The 14,856-nt window shown below is 72.5% G+C and carries 14 protein-coding genes; 5 read left to right on the forward strand and 9 right to left on the reverse strand.

Annotated elements, in window-relative coordinates; all coding sequences use genetic code 11:
• Positions 1–67: 67 nt before the first annotated feature.
• The 3 genes from ABZ919_RS07295 to ABZ919_RS07305 form a co-directional block, all read right to left on the reverse strand.
• The gene (locus tag ABZ919_RS07295) at positions 68–1,699 is read right to left on the reverse strand and encodes a phospho-sugar mutase (RefSeq protein WP_361243724.1); all 1,632 of its coding nucleotides are present in this window, start codon (positions 1,697–1,699) and stop codon (positions 68–70) included.
• Between the two features lie 135 nt (positions 1,700–1,834).
• Positions 1,835–2,659, reverse strand: coding sequence for a purine-nucleoside phosphorylase (locus ABZ919_RS07300; protein WP_361243726.1), 825 nt, complete (start codon positions 2,657–2,659; stop codon positions 1,835–1,837).
• Between the two features lie 152 nt (positions 2,660–2,811).
• Positions 2,812–3,249, reverse strand: coding sequence for a gamma-glutamylcyclotransferase (locus ABZ919_RS07305; RefSeq protein WP_361243728.1), 438 nt, complete (start codon positions 3,247–3,249; stop codon positions 2,812–2,814).
• Positions 3,250–3,346: 97 nt separating this feature from the next.
• On the opposite strand from ABZ919_RS07305, the gene ABZ919_RS07310 reads away from it, so the two are divergent.
• Together ABZ919_RS07310 and ABZ919_RS07315 are read left to right on the forward strand one after the other, a co-directional pair.
• Positions 3,347–4,795, forward strand: coding sequence for an NAD(P)H-quinone dehydrogenase (locus ABZ919_RS07310; protein ID WP_361243730.1), 1,449 nt, complete (start codon positions 3,347–3,349; stop codon positions 4,793–4,795).
• A gap of 166 nt (positions 4,796–4,961) precedes the next feature.
• Entirely contained in the window at positions 4,962–5,891 is a 930-nt protein-coding gene (locus ABZ919_RS07315) for a DeoR/GlpR family DNA-binding transcription regulator (protein ID WP_361243732.1), read from the forward strand.
• 246 nt (positions 5,892–6,137) lie between these two features.
• On the opposite strand, the gene ABZ919_RS07320 is transcribed toward ABZ919_RS07315, so the two are convergent.
• Positions 6,138–7,910: a biotin carboxylase N-terminal domain-containing protein gene (locus tag ABZ919_RS07320; protein ID WP_361243734.1), complete on the reverse strand. Its 1,773-nt coding sequence runs from the start codon at positions 7,908–7,910 to the stop codon at positions 6,138–6,140.
• Between the two features lie 354 nt (positions 7,911–8,264).
• On the opposite strand from ABZ919_RS07320, the gene ABZ919_RS07325 reads away from it, so the two are divergent.
• A complete protein-coding gene (locus tag ABZ919_RS07325; protein WP_361243736.1) occupies positions 8,265–8,864 on the forward strand; it encodes a hypothetical protein in 600 nt (199 codons plus the stop codon).
• On the opposite strand, the gene ABZ919_RS07330 is transcribed toward ABZ919_RS07325, so the two are convergent.
• The 4 genes from ABZ919_RS07330 to ABZ919_RS07345 form a co-directional block, all read right to left on the reverse strand.
• Positions 8,836–9,453, reverse strand: a complete 618-nt coding sequence (locus ABZ919_RS07330; RefSeq protein WP_361243738.1) for a nucleoside triphosphate pyrophosphatase — start codon at positions 9,451–9,453, stop codon at positions 8,836–8,838. The genes ABZ919_RS07325 and ABZ919_RS07330 overlap by 29 nt on opposite strands.
• A 33-nt stretch (positions 9,454–9,486) precedes the next feature.
• Positions 9,487–9,615 carry a hypothetical protein gene (locus ABZ919_RS07335; RefSeq protein WP_361243740.1) on the reverse strand — a complete coding sequence of 43 codons (129 nt, stop codon included), beginning with the start codon at positions 9,613–9,615 and terminating at the stop codon, positions 9,487–9,489.
• A gap of 101 nt (positions 9,616–9,716) precedes the next feature.
• Complete coding sequence (locus tag ABZ919_RS07340; RefSeq protein WP_361243741.1) at positions 9,717–9,926, reverse strand: acyl-CoA carboxylase epsilon subunit; 210 nt, start codon at positions 9,924–9,926, stop codon at positions 9,717–9,719.
• 9 nt (positions 9,927–9,935) lie between these two features.
• Positions 9,936–11,555 (reverse strand): acyl-CoA carboxylase subunit beta, encoded by a 1,620-nt coding sequence (locus ABZ919_RS07345; RefSeq protein ID WP_361243743.1) that lies wholly within the window; start codon positions 11,553–11,555, stop codon positions 9,936–9,938.
• Between the two features lie 110 nt (positions 11,556–11,665).
• On the opposite strand from ABZ919_RS07345, the gene ABZ919_RS07350 reads away from it, so the two are divergent.
• Both ABZ919_RS07350 and ABZ919_RS07355 read left to right on the forward strand, forming a co-directional pair.
• On the forward strand, positions 11,666–12,526 hold the full coding sequence (locus ABZ919_RS07350; RefSeq protein ID WP_361243745.1) for a biotin--[acetyl-CoA-carboxylase] ligase: 861 nt from the start codon (positions 11,666–11,668) through the stop codon (positions 12,524–12,526).
• 276 nt (positions 12,527–12,802) lie between these two features.
• Positions 12,803–13,909, forward strand: coding sequence for an adenylate/guanylate cyclase domain-containing protein (locus ABZ919_RS07355; RefSeq protein WP_361243747.1), 1,107 nt, complete (start codon positions 12,803–12,805; stop codon positions 13,907–13,909).
• Between the two features lie 95 nt (positions 13,910–14,004).
• On the opposite strand, the gene ABZ919_RS07360 is transcribed toward ABZ919_RS07355, so the two are convergent.
• Positions 14,005–14,667, reverse strand: a complete 663-nt coding sequence (locus tag ABZ919_RS07360) for a hypothetical protein (protein WP_361243749.1) — start codon at positions 14,665–14,667, stop codon at positions 14,005–14,007.
• Positions 14,668–14,856 lie beyond the last annotated feature (189 nt).

Consider the following 14,856-nt stretch of genomic DNA (forward strand, 5'->3'; position numbering starts at 1 on the left):
TCCGGCGCCGCACCGTGAACGGCCGGGGTGGCCCTCCTGCGGGGGCCACCCCGGCCGCCGTTCCGCCTCAGATGCCGGCGGCCGCCGACAGGTCCCGCTTGATGGCGGTGAGCAGTTCCGTGGCCCGGGCGCGGGCCGCCGGGAGGGCGGCGTGGTCCGCGACCGGTACGACGACCTCCAGGTAGCACTTCAGCTTCGGCTCGGTGCCGCTCGGGCGGACGATCACCCGGGCCCCGTCGAGCGTGTAGCGCAGGCCGTCCGTCGGCGGGAGCCTGTCGGTGCCCCGGGTCAGGTCCTCGGCGCGCACCACGGGCAGGCCCGCCAGCCCGGTCGGCGGCTGCTCGCGCAGGCGGCGCATCGCGTCCGCGATCAGGGAGAGGTCCTGGACGCGGACCGAGAGCTGGTCGGTGGCGTGCAACCCGTGTTCGACGGCGAGGTCGTCGAGGAGGTCGAGGAGGGTGCGGCCCTCCTCCTTCAGCACCGACGCCAGCTCGGTGATCAGCAGTGCCGCGGTGATGCCGTCCTTGTCGCGCACGCCGTCCGGGTCCACGCAGTAGCCGAGGGCCTCCTCGTAGCCGTAGCGCAGGCCGTCCACCCGGGCGATCCACTTGAAGCCGGTCAGGGTCTCCTCGTAGGGCAGTTCCGCCTTCTCGGCGATGCGGCCGAGCAGGGAGGAGGAGACGATCGACTCGGCGAAGGTGCCGCTCGCGCCCCGGCGGACCAGGTGGGCGGCGAGCAGCGCGCCGACCTCGTCGCCGCGCAGCATGCGCCAGTCGGTGCCGTCCTTGACGGCCACCGCGCAGCGGTCGGCGTCGGGGTCGTTGGCGATGACCAGGTCGGGGTCGATCGCACGGGCCTGTGCGAACGACAGGTCCATCGCGCCCGGCTCCTCCGGGTTCGGGAAGGCGACCGTCGGGAAGTCCGGGTCCGGCTCGGCCTGCTCGGCGACCAGCACCGGCTCGGGGAAGCCGGCCCGTGCGAAGGCGGCCAGCAGGACGTCCCGGCCTACGCCGTGCATGGCCGTGTAGACCGTGTGGGCGGTGCGCGGGGAGCCGGGGGCCAGTACGGCGTCCGTACGGGCCAGGTAGGCGTCCAGGACCGCGTCGTCGAGGGTCTCCCAGCCGGAGTCCGGGCGGGGTACGTCGTGCAGGGTGGCGATCGCGTCGATCTCGGCGGCGATCTGCGTATCGGCGGGCGGCACGATCTGGGAGCCGTCGCCGAGGTAGACCTTGTAGCCGTTGTCCCGGGGCGGGTTGTGGCTGGCGGTGACCTCGACGCCCGCGACCGCGCCCAGGTGCCTTATGGCGAAGGCCAGGACGGGGGTGGGCAGCGGGCGGGGGAGTACGGCGGCACGCAGGCCGGCGCCGGTCATCACGGCGGCGGTGTCCCGGGCGAAGTCGGCGGACCGGTGGCGGGCGTCGTAGCCGATGACGACGAGTCCGCCGGTGTGGCCGTTCTTCCTGAGGTACGCGGCGAGGCCGGCGGCGGCGCGGATGACGACGCTGCGGTTCATGCGCATCGGGCCGGCGCCGAGTTCCCCGCGCAGGCCGGCGGTGCCGAACTGCAGGGTGCCGCTGAAGCGGGCCGAGAGCTCCGCCGTGTCACCGGCGTCGATCAGCTTGGCCAGTTCGTCGCGGGTCTCCTGGTCCGGGTCCTCGGCGAGCCATGCGTGGGCCCTGGCCATCAGATCGTCGTGCACCTTGGGATCAACCTCTCCGTGTTTGCCTGGTCCGTGTCGCCCGGTCCGACCGGGGGGCTCCGCCCCCGAACCCCGTCTCCCACCGCCCACCCGACCCGGTCGGCCCGGGAAGCAGGCGGACGGGCTCGGCGGCGTCTACAGCTTGCCCAGCACCTGGCCCAGCAGCTGGCCCATGCGTGCCGCCGAGTCGCGGCCCGCCTGGAGGACCTCCTCGTGGTTGAGGGGCTCACCGGTCATGCCGGCCGCCAGGTTGGTGACCAGGGAGATGCCCAGCACCTCGGCGCCGGCCTCACGGGCGGCGATGGCCTCCAGGACCGTGGACATGCCGACCAGGTCCGCGCCGATGACACGGGCCATGCGGATCTCGGCCGGGGTCTCGTAGTGCGGGCCGGGGAACTGCGCGTAGACACCCTCCTCCAGAGAGGGGTCGATCTCCTTGCACAGGGCGCGCAGGCGGGGGGAGTAGAGGTCGGTCAGGTCGACGAAGTTGGCGCCGACGATCGGGGAGGTGGCCGTCAGGTTGATGTGGTCGCTGATCAGGACCGGCTGGCCCGGACGCATGCCCTCGCGCAGACCGCCGCAGCCGTTGGTGAGGACCACGGTCTTGCAGCCGGCGGCCACCGCGGTGCGCACGCCGTGGGCGACGGCGGCGACGCCACGGCCCTCGTAGTAGTGCGTGCGGCCCAGGAAGACCAGCGCGCGCTTGTCACCGAAGGCGTACGAGCGGATCTTGCCGCCGTGCCCCTCGACGGCCGGCGGCGGGAAGCCGGGCAGCTCGGTGACCTGGAACTCGGCGTCGGGTGCGCCCAGGGCGTCGACAGCCGGAGCCCAGCCGGAGCCCATCACGAGGGCGACGTCGTGGGTCTCGGCGCCGGTCAGTTCGCGCAGGCGCGCGGCGGCGGCGTCGGCGGCGGCGTACGGGTCGCCCTTGATGTCGTCCGGAAGAAGAGATGCGTTCACGTGGATGAGGGTAGCCGCTCTTCGCCTACGCGCGTAGATGACAGACGTCACGGGATGGGGATCGTTGTCTTGTCGTTTCCGACGAAGGGGGCGGCGGCCGCGATCGGACGTCGGTGAGGCGGACGTCCTGGCTCTTTGGGGAGCGGGGCCGCTCAGCAGGGCCGCTTCCGCAGTTCCATCACGTAGTCGTGGGGCGCCCCCGCCGACTCCGCCGCGTCGGCGATCTCGCCCAGATAGCGGGCTGAGGGCAGTCCGCCCTCATAGCCGTTGAGCACGTACGTCCACGCCGCCTCCTCGCCGTCGAGGGTGTGCACGCGCACGCGCATCCGGCGGTAGAGGTCCAAGCCGACGCCCTCCCACCGGTCGAGGGACTCCTCGTCCATGGGTGCGATGTCGTACAGGCCGACGAAGACCTGCGCGAGCGGGTCCTCGACGATCGTCGCCAGCGCGCCCTCCCAGCCCAGCTGCTCGCCGCCGAACGTCAGCCGCCAGCCGTTCAGCCAGCCGGTGGCGCGCAGCGGGGAGTGCGGGGCGCGGTGGGACATCAGGCGCGCGTCGAGGTTGCCGGCGTACGCGGCATAGAGCGACATGGAGAGAGGGTACGGCAGGGGCCACGTCTGCCTCTCGAGCCCCAGGAGTGAGCCGGTTCGCGCCCCCGGGCAGTAGCACCTTGAAGCGTGCGGGACAATGGAGTACGTGACTCGGATCGTGATCATCGGTGGCGGACCCGGCGGATATGAAGCGGCGCTGGTGGCCGCCCAGCTCGGTGCGGAGGTGACCGTCGTCGACTGCGACGGTCTGGGCGGAGCGTCGGTGCTGACCGACTGCGTGCCGTCGAAGACCCTGATCGCCACGGCCGAGGTGATGACCACCTTCGACTCCTCCTACGAGGAGCTGGGCATCATCGTCGCCGACGACACCCCGCCGCTGGAGCAGGCGGCCCGGGTGGTCGGGGTGGACCTGGGGAAGGTCAACCGGCGGGTGAAGCGGCTCGCGCTCGCGCAGTCGCACGACATCACCGCCTCCGTCACCCGCGCCGGTGCCCGGGTCATGCGCGGACGCGGCCGCCTGGAGGGCATGCAGGCCCTCGACGGGTCCCGGAAGGTCGTCGTCACCGCCGCCGACGGCACCGAGGAGACACTCGCCGCGGACGCCGTGCTGATCGCGACCGGGGGTCACCCGCGCGAGCTGCCCGACGCCCAGCCGGACGGCGAGCGCATCCTCAACTGGACCCAGGTCTACGACCTCACCGAGCTGCCGGAAGAGCTGATCGTGGTCGGATCGGGTGTCACCGGCGCGGAGTTCGCCGGTGCCTACCAGGCCCTCGGATCCAAGGTCACCCTCGTCTCCTCCCGCGACCGCGTGCTGCCCGGCGAGGACCCGGACGCCGCCGCCGTGCTGGAGGACGTCTTCCGGCGCCGCGGCATGAACGTCATGGCCCGCTCCCGCGCGCAGTCCGCCAAGCGCGTCGGCGACCAGGTCGAGGTGACGCTGGCCGACGGCCGGGTCATCACCGGCTCGCACTGCCTGATGGCCGTCGGTGCCATCCCGAACAGCGCGGGACTCGGCCTGGAGGGGGCCGGCGTCAAACTGCGCGAGTCGGGTCACATCTGGACCGACAAGGTGTCGAGGACGACCGCACCCGGCGTCTACGCCGCCGGTGACGTGACCGGCGTCTTCGCCCTGGCCTCCGTCGCCGCCATGCAGGGCCGCATCGCCATGTACCACTTCCTCGGCGACGCGGTGGCCCCGCTGAACCTGAAGACCGTCTCCTCCAACGTCTTCACCGACCCCGAGATCGCCACGGTCGGCTACACGCAGGCGGACGTGGACGCGGGCAAGATCGACGCGAGGGTGGTCAAGCTGCCCCTGCTGCGCAACCCGCGCGCCAAGATGCAGGGCATCCGGGACGGCTTCGTCAAGATCTTCTGCCGGCCGGGCACGGGCATCGTGGTCGGCGGTGTGGTCGTGGCGCCGCGCGCCTCGGAACTGATCCACCCCATCTCGATCGCCGTCGACAACAATCTGACGGTCGAACAGATCGCGAACGCGTTCACGGTGTACCCCTCCCTTTCGGGGTCGATCGCGGAGGTGGCCCGGCAGCTGCACACCCGCAAGGCCGGCGCGGAGGTCTGATGGCCGGCTCCGACTTCCCGCTGGTCACGGGGAGTTGCCGCGAGTGCGTACGGCATAGTCGGGCCGACTAGGTCCTATACCACTTCGCACCCTGCCATGCGAACAACTTCTGTTATTCGGCGCAAACTGCTGAAAGCAGACGGTCGCTGGGGTTACTGTCAGTTTCGTGTTCGCTGCTGAACGTCGCCAACTGATCCTCGAAATGGTGCGAGCGAACGGTGCCGTGTCGCTCCGTGAACTCGCCCGCGTCGTCCAGACCTCCGAAGTGACCGTACGGCGGGACGTGCGGGCACTGGAGGCAGAAGGACTCCTCGACCGCCGGCACGGCGGTGCGGTACTCCCGGGCGGGTTCACGCGGGAGTCCGGCTTCCCGCAGAAGTCGCATCTCGCGACCGCCGAGAAGACGGCCATCGCCGACCTCGCTGCGGGCCTCGTCGAAGAAGGCGAGGCCATCGTGGTGGGGGCCGGTACGACCACGCAGGAGCTGGCCCGCCGCCTCGCGCGCGTGCCCGGCCTGACCGTCGTCACCAACTCCCTCCTGGTCGCCCAGGCGTTGGCCCATGCCAACCGGGTGGAGGTGGTGATGACCGGCGGCACCCTGCGCGGCTCCAACTACGCCCTCGTCGGCTCCGGCGCCGAGCAGTCCCTCCAGGGACTGCGGGTGTCGAAGGCCTTCCTCTCCGGAAGCGGCCTGACGGCCGAGCGCGGCCTGTCCACCTCCAACATGCTCTCGGCGTCCGTCGACCGGGCCCTCGTCCAGGCCGCCGCGGAGGTGGTGGTCCTCGCGGACCACACCAAGCTCGGCACGGACACGATGTTCCAGACGGTGCCGACCGACGTCATCACCCGGCTGGTCACCGACGAGCCCCCGGCGCACGACGACCGTGCCGCCACCGAGTTGCAGGCTTTGGCCGATCAGGGGGTGCAGATCGCCGTGGCCGGGGCGAACGGAGCCCCTCCGGGGGGTGAGCAGGCCCCGGCGCGGCGCGCTCCCCTGCCGGGGCCGCGCAGGGGCATGGCGATCCGTGCGGGGGCGGGGTACGGGGAGCCGGCGGGTGTCGAGCGGGGGCGCGTCGCTGATCTGCGGCGGCGTTAGCTTCGCGGCTCGGCCGGGTTCGGTGCCTGATCGCCGTGAGGCTTCGGGTTTTGGGCCGGTGCGGGTGCGGGTGCGGGTGCGTCGTGGTCGTTCGCGTCCACGCGGCGGAGCCGCATGGCGAGCGCAGTCCCGCGCCCCTGGGCCGGCTGCCCCTCGGGGGCGTGGGCCGTCCGCGTGCCTCGGAAAAGGGTGACGCCCGGCAGACCGGAGCAGTCGGTCCGCCGGGCGTCACTGTGCAGCTTGCCGTCAGTCCTTGATCTCGCAGATCGCGGCGCCCGAGGTGATGGACGCGCCGACCTCGGCGCTCAGCCCCTTGATGGTGCCCGCCTTGTGGGCGTTGAGGGGCTGTTCCATCTTCATGGCCTCCAGGACGACGACCAGGTCGCCCTCCTTGACCTCCTGGCCCTCCTCGACGGCGACCTTGACGATCGTGCCCTGCATCGGGGAGGCGAGGGTGTCGCCCGAGGCGACCGGGCCGGACTTCTTCGCCGCGCGGCGCTTCGGCTTGGCGCCGGCCGCGAGGCCCGTGCGGGCCAGGGACATGCCGAGGGAGGCCGGGAGGGAGACCTCCAGGCGCTTGCCGCCGACCTCGACGACGACCGTCTCGCGGCCCGTCTCCTCCTCCGCCTCGGTGTCGGCGGGGGCGGCGAACGGCTTGATCTCGTTGACGAACTCGGTCTCGATCCAGCGGGTGTGGACCGTGAACGGGTCCTCGGAGCCGGTCAGTTCGGGGGCGAACGCCGGATCCCTGACCACCGCGCGGTGGAAGGGGATCGCCGTGGCCATGCCCTCGACCTGGAACTCGTCCAGCGCGCGGGCGGCCCGCTCCAGGGCCTCCTTGCGGGTACGGCCGGTCACGATCAGCTTGGCGAGCAGGGAGTCCCAGGCCGGGCCGATCACGCTGCCGGCCTCCACGCCGGCGTCCAGGCGGACGCCCGGGCCGGAGGGGGCGTCGAACCGGGTGACCGTGCCGGGGGCGGGCAGGAAGTTGCGGCCCGGGTCCTCGCCGTTGATGCGGAACTCGAAGGAGTGGCCGCGCAGGACCGGGTCGTCGTAGCCGAGTTCCTCGCCGTCGGCGATGCGGAACATCTCGCGGACCAGGTCGATGCCGGCGACCTCCTCGGTCACCGGGTGCTCGACCTGGAGACGGGTGTTGACCTCCAGGAAGGAGATCGTGCCGTCCTGGCCGACCAGGAACTCACAGGTGCCCGCGCCCTCGTAGCCGGCCTCCTTCAGGATGGCCTTGGAGGCGCGGTACAGCTCGGCGACCTGCTCGTCGGAGAGGAACGGCGCCGGGGCCTCCTCCACCAGCTTCTGGTGGCGGCGCTGCAGGGAGCAGTCACGGGTGGAGACGACGACCACGTTGCCGTGCTTGTCGGCCAGGCACTGGGTCTCGACGTGGCGGGGGCGGTCCAGGTAGCGCTCGACGAAGCACTCGCCACGGCCGAAGGCGGCGACCGCCTCGCGGACGGCGGACTCGTACAGCTCGGGGACTTCATCCAGCGTGCGGGCGACCTTCAGGCCGCGGCCGCCGCCGCCGAAGGCCGCCTTGATGGCGATGGGCAGGCCGTGCTCCTCGGCGAAGGCCACGACCTCCTCGGCACCGGAGACGGGGTCGGGGGTGCCGGCGACCAGGGGGGCGCCGGCGCGCTGGGCGATGTGGCGGGCGGCGACCTTGTCGCCGAGGTCGCGGATGGCATGCGGGGGCGGGCCGATCCAGATCAGGCCGGCGTCGAGAACGGCCTGGGCGAAGTCGGCGTTCTCCGAGAGGAAGCCGTAGCCCGGATGGACGGCGTCCGCACCGGCCTCCCGCGCCGCGTTCAGGATCTTGTCAATGACCAGGTAGCTGGTGGCCGGGGTGTCACCGCCCAGGGCGAACGCCTCATCCGCGGCGCGGACATGCAGAGCGTCCCGGTCCGGGTCGGCGTAGACGGCCACGCTCGCGATCCCGGCGTCCCGACAGGCCCGGGCCACGCGGACAGCGATTTCGCCACGGTTGGCGATGAGCACCTTGCGCACGATTGAGGCTCCCTCCTTGAAACAAGCCGAGTTTAGGGACTGCCGACACGGCACTTCGACCCGTCCCCAGTGGTGAGCTTGCCCACACGGAGCGTGATTCGAGGCTCGCTCGACCCGCGAAAACCCTTGTCGCACCGCTGTACGCAGGGGTCCTCCGGGAAACCCTAGCCCGCCTATGTGGTCAAGGTCTCTGTGAGAGCGTGCTGCGGCCCACTCTGTTTCTTTGTCGAGTCCCTACGAATGGCCCAATGATTCTTTGCTGCTGCCCGAACCCTTGTCCCGGGGTTTACCCGTTAGTAGCGTTCACGATGACTCGAACGTACCTGGGGTAACAGTCGCGGGGCTGGGAAGTGGGTGGGACCGGTGGTGCGCAGACCGGTGGCATGGGTCGTGGCGGTCGTCCTCCTGGCGGAGGCGGTCTTCATCGCGGCGCTGAACTGGTTCCTGGGTGTTGTCGTCGACCGGCAGAAGATGTCCCTGGCCGGCCTCGATCCGCACCTGATGTCGGCGTCCTCGAAGATCGGCGGCGTCGTCTTCGGCCTCTACTTCGCGCTGTGCGCGCTGGTCGCCGCCCTGGTCGCGATCCGCGACCGCGCGCCCGCGGGCTTCGGGCGTGTCCTGCTCATCAGCGTGGCGGTCGTGCACGGCCTGCTGGGCGCCTTCGCCTGGGGCCTGGTCGGCTGGACGGCGTTCCTGTTCATGGTGGTCGTACTCGGCCTCGTGGTGCTGCTCCTGATGACGTACGACCGTGACGGCGGAACCCAGCCGGCCGCGCCCGGCGGTGGAGCGGGGGAGGACGGCGGCCCGGCGGCCGAGGCCGAGCCCGGGCCGGCCACGGCCCCGGAGGCGGCGGCGGTGCCGTCGCCCCGGGCGGACGAGCCGCGGGGCGGTGACGACGCGCCGCAGGACTCCGTGCCCGCCGGGGTCACTCGGCCGGCGCCCACAACTCCGTGATGCCGATGCCCAGTTCGGCGAGCAGCCGGCGCACCAGGGGCAGGCTGATGCCGATCACGTTCCCGTGGTCGCCGTCGATGCCCTCGATGAACGGCGCCGAACGGCCGTCCAGGGTGAAGGCCCCGGCGACGTAGAGGGGTTCGCCGGAGGCCACGTACGCCGCGATCTCCTCGTCGCTGGGTTCACCGAAACGGACGACGGTGGAGGCGGTCGCGGACACGTACCGCTTGGCCTGCGTGTCCCAGATGCAGTGCCCCGTCTGGAGGGTCCCGGCCCGCCCGCGCATCGCCTTCCAGCGGGCGGTCGCCTCCTCGCCGTCGGCGGGCTTTCCGAGGGCCTGGCCGTCCAGCTCCAGCACCGAGTCGCAGCCGATCACCAGGGCGCCCTGCACCTCCGGCTTGGCCGCCACGACGGAGGCCTTCGCCTCGGCCAGGGCGAGCGCCAGCTCCGCCGGGGTGGGGGCGGTGACGGCGTCCTCGTCGACGCCGCTGACGATCACCTCCGGTGAGAGGCCGGCCTGCTGCAGGAGGCCCAGGCGGGCGGGGGACTGGGAGGCGAGGATCAGGCGGCGGCGTGGCTTGGCAGTCATGCGGCCAGGTTAGCCAGCGGGCGCCCGTCCGGCTCACCTCAGGCCGATGACCAGCATGGCCAGGACCATGGCCAGCGCCATGAGGAGGCCGAGCCGCCGAAGCATGTCGTGCGCCTCGCGCATGTCCTTCGGCGGCTCGTCTTCGGGGTCTGACCACAACACTCGTCCAGCGTGCGGCCCCCTGGGGGCGGGCGCCTGAGTACGGGTACTCAGGTGGCGCCCCGAGCTGTACCTCTGCGGGTGGTCCCGCGCCCCTTCGGACCTCAGCCGGGCCAGTAGGTGCGGGTCCAGGACGCCGGACCCGGCTTGGGGAGGTGGGCGGACGCGATCCTGCCCGGGTCGGACCACGCGTCCCTCGGTCCCTCCGCGCCGGGCGGCTCGGCTGCCGCCGCCGCGGCGCGGGCGCGGACCACCGCCAGAGCGGCGGCCAGCTCCTCGGGGGTCGGGTTGCCCCGTACGACTCTGATCGTCACAGCGGCTCCTTACAGGGGGATGTTGCCGTGCTTCTTCGGAGGCAGGGATTCCCGCTTGGTACGCAGCTGACGCAGGCCGCGGACGATGTGGGCGCGGGTGTCGGACGGCATGATCACCGCGTCGATGTAGCCGCGCTCGGCCGCGATGTAGGGGTTGAGGAGGGTGTCCTCGTACTCCTGGATCAGCCGGGCCCGGGTGGCCTCACCCTCTCCGGCGGACTCCGCCTCGGCGATGGTGCGGCGGTGCAGGATGTTGACCGCGCCCTGGGCGCCCATGACGGCGATCTGGGCGGTCGGCCAGGCGAGGTTGAGGTCGGCGCCCAGGTGCTTGGACCCCATGACGTCGTAGGCGCCGCCGAAGGCCTTGCGGGTGATGACCGTGATGAGGGGGACGGTGGCCTCGGCGTAGGCGAAGATCAGCTTCGCGCCGCGGCGGATGATGCCCTCGTGCTCCTGGCCGACGCCGGGCAGGAAGCCGGGGACGTCCACGAAGGTCAGCACCGGGATGTTGAAGGCGTCGCAGGTGCGCACGAACCGGGCGGCCTTCTCGGAGGCGTCGATGTCCAGGCAGCCGGCGAACTGCATCGGCTGGTTGGCGACGACACCGACCGGATGGCCCTCCACCCGCCCGAAGCCGGTGACCATGTTGGGCGCGAACAGGGCCTGCGTCTCGAAGAACTCGCCGTCGTCCAGGACGTGTTCGACCACCGTGCGGATGTCGTACGGCTGGTTCGCGCTGTCCGGGACGAGGGTGTCCAGCTCGCGGTCCTCGTCGTTGACGGCGAGGTCGGCCTCCTCGGGGAAGACCGGGGCCTCGGACAGGTTGTTCGACGGCAGGTACGACAGCAGCTGCTTGACGTACTCGATGGCGTCCTTCTCGTCCCCGGCCATGTGGTGCGCCACGCCGGAGGTCGCGTTGTGCGTCCGGGCGCCGCCCAGCTCCTCGAAGCCGACGTCCTCGCCGGTGACCGTCTTGATGACGTCCGGGCCGGTGATGAACATGTGCGAGGTCTGGTCGACCATGACCGTGAAGTCGGTGATCGCCGGGGAGTACACCGCGCCGCCGGCGCACGGGCCGACGACCAGGCTGATCTGCGGGATCACGCCGGACGCGTGGGTGTTGCGGCGGAAGATCTCGCCGTACGCGCCGAGGGAGGCGACACCCTCCTGGATCCGGGCGCCGCCGGAGTCGTTGATGCCGATGACCGGGCAGCCGGTCTTCAGCGCGAAGTCCATGACCTTGACGATCTTCTGGCCGTAGACCTCGCCGAGGGCGCCGCCGAAGACGGTGAAGTCCTGCGAGAAGACGGCGACCGGGCGGCCGTCGACGGTGCCGTAGCCGGTGACGACCCCGTCCCCGTACGGGCGGTTCTTCTCCAGCCCGAAGTTCGTGGACCGGTGCCGGGCGAACTCGTCCAGCTCGACGAAGGAACCCTCGTCGAGGAGGAGCTCGATGCGCTCACGGGCCGTCAGCTTGCCCTTGGCGTGCTGCTTTTCGACGGCGCGTTCCGAGCCGGCGTGCGTCGCCTCATGGATGCGACGCTGCAGATCCGCGAGCTTCCCCGCGGTCGTGTGGATATCGATCCCTCGAGTCTCGTGGATCTCTTGACGCTCTTCCGGCTCGGACATCGGGATGCGGCTCCCTGCCTGCTCAAAAGGGGGGACGGTTACTCATCCGTAGAGTAGTGCTGGGCCTGTGGGTCGGCAGTGCGGCGTTTCCCACACCTAGGGTGGCTTGCATGACGCCGCACAATGCATCAGATGACAGCCGCTGGTCCGAACTGGAGCGCCCGCCCCTGAACGCCGCGGCGCTGCGGCGGGCGCTGGTCCGGGAGGGAAGCCTGTACAGCCAGGTGGACGTGGTGCAGCGCACCGGCTCCACCAACTCCGACCTGGTCGCCCTGGTCGCCGCGGGGAAGGCCGCGGAGGGGGCCGTGCTGGTGGCCGAGGAGCAGACGGCGGGCAAGGGCCGTCTGGACCGCCGGTGGACGGCGCCGGCACGTTCGGGCCTGTTCTTCTCGGTGTTCCTGCGGCCCGCCGGGGTCCCGGTGGCCCGGTGGGGCTGGCTGCCGCTGCTCACGGGCGTCGCCGTGGCGACCGGGCTGTCCCGGGCGGCGGGCGTCGACACGGCCCTGAAGTGGCCGAACGACCTGCTGGTGACCGTGGGCGGGGAGGAACGCAAGGCGGGCGGCATCCTCGCGGAGCGGGCCGGCGAGGACGGTGTGGTCATCGGCGTCGGCATCAACGTCACGCTGCGGGCGGAGGAGCTGCCGGTGCCGCAGGCCGGGTCGCTGACGCTGGCCGGGGCGGTGGGCACGGACCGGGATCCGCTGCTGCGGGCGGTGCTGCGGTCGCTGGAGGACTGGTACGGGCGGTGGCGGTCGGCGGGAGGCGATCCGTCGGCGTGCGGGCTCCAGGAGACGTACGCGGCGGGGTGCGCGACGCTGGGGCGCTCCGTGCGGGCCGAGTTGCCGGGTGACCGGTCGATCGTGGGCGAGGCCGTGGCGGTCGACGGGGACGGGCGGCTGGTCATCGCCACGGCGGAGGGCGTGCAGGAGCCCGTGGGGGCGGGGGACATCGTGCACCTGCGACCCGCGTAGGGGCGCGGCGCCGGAGGTGCGCTGCCGCTTGCGGGTGCCGCTGCCGCCGCGCCCCGAAGGGGCGCGGGGACCCGCGCGACCAGCCACCTGCGGCCCGGCCCTGCGACGGTGCCCCGCCACCCGGACCTGACCAGCACATCCACCGGGGCGAAGGACCATGCACCCGGTACCGAGCACATGCTCGCGGCCCAACCCGACGGAGTGAGCTGGCGCACACCTGCCGTAGAGTTGAGGCCGGTCGAAACGTGACCGCGGCAGATCGGAAGGGCAGCAGGCGTGACCGTCGACGACACGGGCTCCGGCGCGGGTGCGGACGCCGCCGATCCCGGCGAGGACCCGCTGGCCCTGCGCCTCGAACAGCTCATCCTGGGCGCCGAGCGCCGGTACACGCCGTTCCAGGCGGCCCGCAGCGCCGGTGTCTCCATGGAGCTGGCGTCACGCTTCTGGCGGGCCATGGGCTTCGCCGACATCGGCCAGGCCAAGGCGCTGACGGAGGCCGACGTACTCGCGCTGCGCCGCCTCGCCGGTCTGGTCGAGGCCGGACTGCTCAGCGAGGCCATGGCGGTGCAGGTGGCCCGGTCCACCGGGCAGACCACCGCCCGGTTGGCCGAGTGGCAGATGGATTCCTTCCTGGAGGGCCTGACCGAGCCGCCCGAGCCCGGCATGACCCGCACCGAGGTGACGTACCCGATCGTGGAGCTGCTCCTGCCCGAGCTGGAGGAGTTCCTGGTGTACGTGTGGCGGCGGCAGCTCGCCGCCTCGGCCGGACGGGTCGTGCAGTCGGCGGACGACGAGGAGATGGTCGACCGGCGCCTGGCCGTCGGCTTCGCCGACCTGGTGGGGTTCACCCGGCTGACCCGCCGGATGGAGGAGGAGGAGCTCGGGGAGCTGGTCGAGGCCTTCGAGACCACCGCCGCCGACCTGGTGGCGGCGCGTGGCGGCCGGCTCATCAAGACCCTCGGTGACGAGGTGCTGTACGCGGCGGACGACGCGGGCACGGCCGCGGACATCGCGCTGCGGCTGGTCGAGACGCTGGCGAACGACGAGACCATGCCGGAGCTGCGCGTGGGCATGGCCTTCGGGACGGTCACCACGCGCATGGGCGACGTGTTCGGTACGACGGTGAACCTGGCCTCCCGGCTGACGTCGATAGCCCCGCGGGACGCCGTGCTGGTGGACAGCGCCTTCGCCGAGGAGCTGATCCGCACCGGGGAGGCTCCCGCCTCCGAGGCGGAGGCGGCCGAGGCCGCGGCGGCCGCCGAAAAGGAGGGCGAGGAGCCGCCGACCTACCGTTTCGCGCTCCAGCCGATGTGGCAGCGCCCGGTGCGCGGCCTCGGCGTGGTCGAGCCCTGGCTGCTGGCCCGCCGCGACAGCCGGGCCTGACACCGGGCCCGCCGCGACAGCCGGGCCTGACACCGGGCCCGCCGCGACAGCCGGGCCTGACACCGGGCCCGCCCCGCTCGTGACGCCCCGGCCCACTAGTGCCCCGTGCCGCCGCGCAGGTCCACGCACAGGCCGAGCACCGGCACGCACAGCCCGCCCGGGCCCGGGGCCGCCGTGCTGTGGCCGGGTGCCGGAGTGGTCGACGCGGGCGCGGAGGCCGTCGGGTCCGGGCGTGGCGCGGACACCGTCGCCGAGGGCCGCGGTGGGGCGGCCGGGCCGGTCGGGACGGTGGTCGCGGCCGGTACGGCGGTGCCGCCGGCGGATGTGGTGGGCGCGGCCGGGCCGGTGGTGGCCCGGGCCGCGGCGGTGCCGCTCGGGGCGGGGCTACTGCCGCCCATGACGGAGGTCGCCGAGGGAAGTGCGGTGGGGCCGGCGGCGAGCGTGGCGGCGGTGTTCGCCGCGTGGTCCGTGGCGCCGCCGCCCGCGCCGAGGCGGGGCTCGGCCTCCGCCGTGCCCGGGGAGCCGGCCCCCGACTCCGGCGCGACCCGGACCAGGCTGAGCACGCCTGCCGCGAGCGCGAGACCGCCGGCGGCGAGCAGCACCTTGCGGGGGCGTGGTTTGCGGTGGCGCCCACGCCGTACGCCGAACGCACCGCCGTCCGGCTCGCCGCGCTGTGCGGGCCTCCGGGCCGGCGCCTGCGCCGTGTCTTCCGTGTCTCCCGCATCTCGCGTACGGGACTGTGCACGTATCGGTGACATGGTTCCCCTCCCGCCGCGCGCCCCGGGCGCGCCGTGGCGGACGCACGCTATGCGCTCCTGTGGGCGATGTGGGGTGAGACGGCCGGGATGTCACTCGAACGGGCGTAGCCCCCTGGACTTTCCCGAGGTGGAGTACGGCTGCGATGATCGGGCCGACAGACGTTAACCCGCGTTAACACGGTGAGCCGG

Source organism: Streptomyces sp. NPDC046759 (assembly GCF_040645475.1).
Lineage (GTDB): Bacteria > Actinomycetota > Actinomycetes > Streptomycetales > Streptomycetaceae > Streptomyces.

Coding starts and splice junctions, on each gene's coding strand:
- ABZ919_RS07305 (WP_361243728.1), bottom strand. CDS start 3,249: ATGTCGCTCTATGCCGCGTACGCCGGCAACCTCGACGCGCGCCTGATG.
- ABZ919_RS07310 (WP_361243730.1), top strand. CDS start 3,347: ATGGAGTACGTGACTCGGATCGTGATCATCGGTGGCGGACCCGGCGGA.
- ABZ919_RS07330 (WP_361243738.1), bottom strand. CDS start 9,453: ATGACTGCCAAGCCACGCCGCCGCCTGATCCTCGCCTCCCAGTCCCCC.
- ABZ919_RS07345 (WP_361243743.1), bottom strand. CDS start 11,555: ATGTCCGAGCCGGAAGAGCGTCAAGAGATCCACGAGACTCGAGGGATC.
- ABZ919_RS07350 (WP_361243745.1), top strand. CDS start 11,666: ATGACGCCGCACAATGCATCAGATGACAGCCGCTGGTCCGAACTGGAG.
- ABZ919_RS07360 (WP_361243749.1), bottom strand. CDS start 14,667: ATGTCACCGATACGTGCACAGTCCCGTACGCGAGATGCGGGAGACACG.